Source organism: Aerococcus sp. L_32, from assembly GCF_050689315.1.
The window spans coordinates 1-2,415 of record NZ_JBOEQF010000300.1; the positions used below are offsets into that span (position 1 = coordinate 1).

At 36.6% G+C, this 2,415-nt stretch carries 4 protein-coding genes; 1 reads left to right on the plus strand and 3 read right to left on the minus strand.

Going from position 1 to position 2,415, the window contains the following annotated elements; all coding sequences use genetic code 11:
- Positions 1-164 precede the first annotated feature (164 nt).
- Positions 165-389, plus strand: a complete 225-nt coding sequence (locus ACRCJ0_RS12050; protein ID WP_069286054.1) for a CsbD family protein — start codon at positions 165-167, stop codon at positions 387-389.
- Between the two features lie 186 nt (positions 390-575).
- Here ACRCJ0_RS12050 and ACRCJ0_RS12055 read toward each other — a convergent pair whose 3' ends face one another.
- From ACRCJ0_RS12055 to ACRCJ0_RS12065, 3 genes are all read right to left on the minus strand, one after another.
- The gene (locus ACRCJ0_RS12055; RefSeq protein WP_371430046.1) at positions 576-728 is read right to left on the minus strand and encodes a hypothetical protein; all 153 of its coding nucleotides are present in this window, start codon (positions 726-728) and stop codon (positions 576-578) included.
- A gap of 308 nt (positions 729-1,036) precedes the next feature.
- Positions 1,037-1,807, minus strand: coding sequence for an NRDE family protein (locus ACRCJ0_RS12060; RefSeq protein ID WP_182023447.1), 771 nt, complete (start codon positions 1,805-1,807; stop codon positions 1,037-1,039).
- A 76-nt stretch (positions 1,808-1,883) separates the two neighbouring features.
- The coding region (locus ACRCJ0_RS12065) for a histidine phosphatase family protein (RefSeq protein ID WP_431390570.1) at positions 1,884-2,415 on the minus strand (532 nt) is incomplete at its 5' end.

The following is a 2,415-nucleotide window of genomic DNA, read 5'->3' on the forward strand; positions in this document are numbered from 1 at the left end:
CACTCTTTATAATATCACGAATTATACAAGAATGTCAAAAAATATGAGTCAGTATAATCTGGTTAGATGCTTTTGAGTATTTTATCATTAATAAGGGCTTTCATTTGAGCGCAAACACTTATATGTTATAATGTTTATATAATTTAAAGAAAGAGGATGATATCATGTCAAATGAAAACAAAGGTACTTTCGATAAAATTAAAGGTTCAGTAAATGAAGCAGTCGGTAAAGTTACTGGCGATAAAGAGCAAGAAGGTAAAGGTAAAGCCCAACAAGCTCGTGGTGAAGTAGAAGAAAAAATTAATGATGCAAGAAAATCTTTTGATGATGCCAAAGATGATGTTAATGGTCGCTTAGACGGCTTTACTAACAACGATGACGAAAAATAATTTTACTAGTTATTAGATTGAAAGGTGTGGCTTAATGGCTACATCTTTTTTATTCTTTCTTTTATATAATATAATTGTTCAAATTTATACTATTTTTGATCAATATATACATCAATCCATTCTCGCTGAATGGCCTTCTTTTCTATATTTATTTGATTTAAACTTCTTCATCATCTACTTCAATATCTACTTTGGCTTTTTCTTTTTGTCAACAGCAGCAGTACACATAGCGACACCAATAGCTATCCCAAATGAGATACCTAAGAATATATTATTCATGGCAAGACCAAATATGAGACCGAATAACACGACAGATAAAATTGCGGTTTTCAGGTCCACTATATCTCCCCTTTTCTATCATGCCTGATTCAATCACCTAAATCTGTTTTTGATCTTATCGTCTTTTGCTTTTCTCTCCGCATAACGTCAGCGCTTGACCAGACCACAAGTCCAGCAGCAATTCCCACAGATACCCAACGCCCTATTTGACCTATGGCTATACCCAACGCAGCTCCGATTGCTACTCCAACACAAACGCTCATGTTCATAACTATCGACTCCATATCATTTCCCCATATATGATTCTTTAATTATATTTTATTGAGGAATTTTGGCAAAATAGTAATGATGTCTCCATATTGGCTTAATTAAGTAAAATTGAATTTTATTTCTATCTCTTCTTGGCCAAGTTCTCTCGTATAACGAACCTCCTTCATGGACAATTGGCCTGATTTATCCAAGGCGATAGCGGTTGTAGAAACTGTCCCAAAGTCTCCTTGGCCTTCGATAAAAATACCTGATGCCTTTTTGGCCTGGTCTAGGGTCAAAAAGCTAGGAAAATCTGTTAAATGGGGATTCGCCTCGGTATTTTGAAAGTTTTTTAGCATTTTATTTAAATCAATTTCACCTTGCATTAAATGCATTAAATCTTTCACCGACTGACTTTTCCGGTAGGCTGACAAATCATCGTAGGTGTTAGATATTGAATGAATGCCTGCTGCATAATTAGTCAAGCTATCATCTACATTATTGTACATTTTGAGTTCTATTTTAGGATGAATTCGACCAACTAGTAGATGATACCCTTCAAACTGTTCTCTATGGTAACGTAAATTAGATACATAGTCACTAGCACTGATTTCCGAATCCAGGTAGTCCATAATCAGAAACCCCCGGCTAATCGGGTCAGCTACTTGGCAGTCTACAAAGGGATAATTAGTTAGCGCAGCAAATTTACCCGCCTTAGAAAAGGCCAACCAAGTCCCGCCTTGTTTCAAGTCACGACCGCCAATAATGTTAGCAGGTTCTTCCCATTCATGAATAGGTAAACTCGCTCTTGAATAAGCCTCATCGCGGTTTGCGGTCAGAACAAAAGGGTATTCAGTATCCGTTTGAATAGAAAAAGTAATTAAACACATAGGTAACCTCTCAATCCTTAAAAGAAAAACATGACAAAGTAGACGCACTCGTCTATTCTGTCATGCTTTTTATTGTTTATGAGATATCTGAATGATCCAAATCTGTTTCTTCGTCATTGATTTCTTTACGGGCAAAGTGGTCAGTCTGGTTAAAGGCTTCTAGGTGGTATAACCCATCTTGATATCTAACCACGGACACACTAGCATTATCTAGCATTGAATCAATTTCAAATTGTGGGATTAATTCGTGGATCATATTACGGATAGTCATCCCGTGACTCACAATTAGAATCGTTTGATCAGTTTCTCTGTGTTTAGTGATCACGTCGATCAAACCTAATTCCACGCGCATCCAAAATTCCATAAAGTTTTCCGCATCATGGTATGGATCCATTTCTTTGAAGGCATTCAATTCTAAGCGCACACTTTCATCTGAAGTTGCTCCTGTATAGGAACCATCTTTACCAGTAGCAATCTCTGTTACTTTGTCCCATAAACCTCTTGCGTCTAATCCTTCAAAAGAACCAAAGAAGACTTCTCTAAACTCTGGACGTTTCTCAATCTCAATATCTTTAGCAGTTGCCTTATTTTCGTCTAGAATAAGTTCC

Coding starts and splice junctions, on each gene's coding strand:
- ACRCJ0_RS12050 (WP_069286054.1), top strand. CDS start 165: ATGTCAAATGAAAACAAAGGTACTTTCGATAAAATTAAAGGTTCAGTA.
- ACRCJ0_RS12060 (WP_182023447.1), bottom strand. CDS start 1,807: ATGTGTTTAATTACTTTTTCTATTCAAACGGATACTGAATACCCTTTT.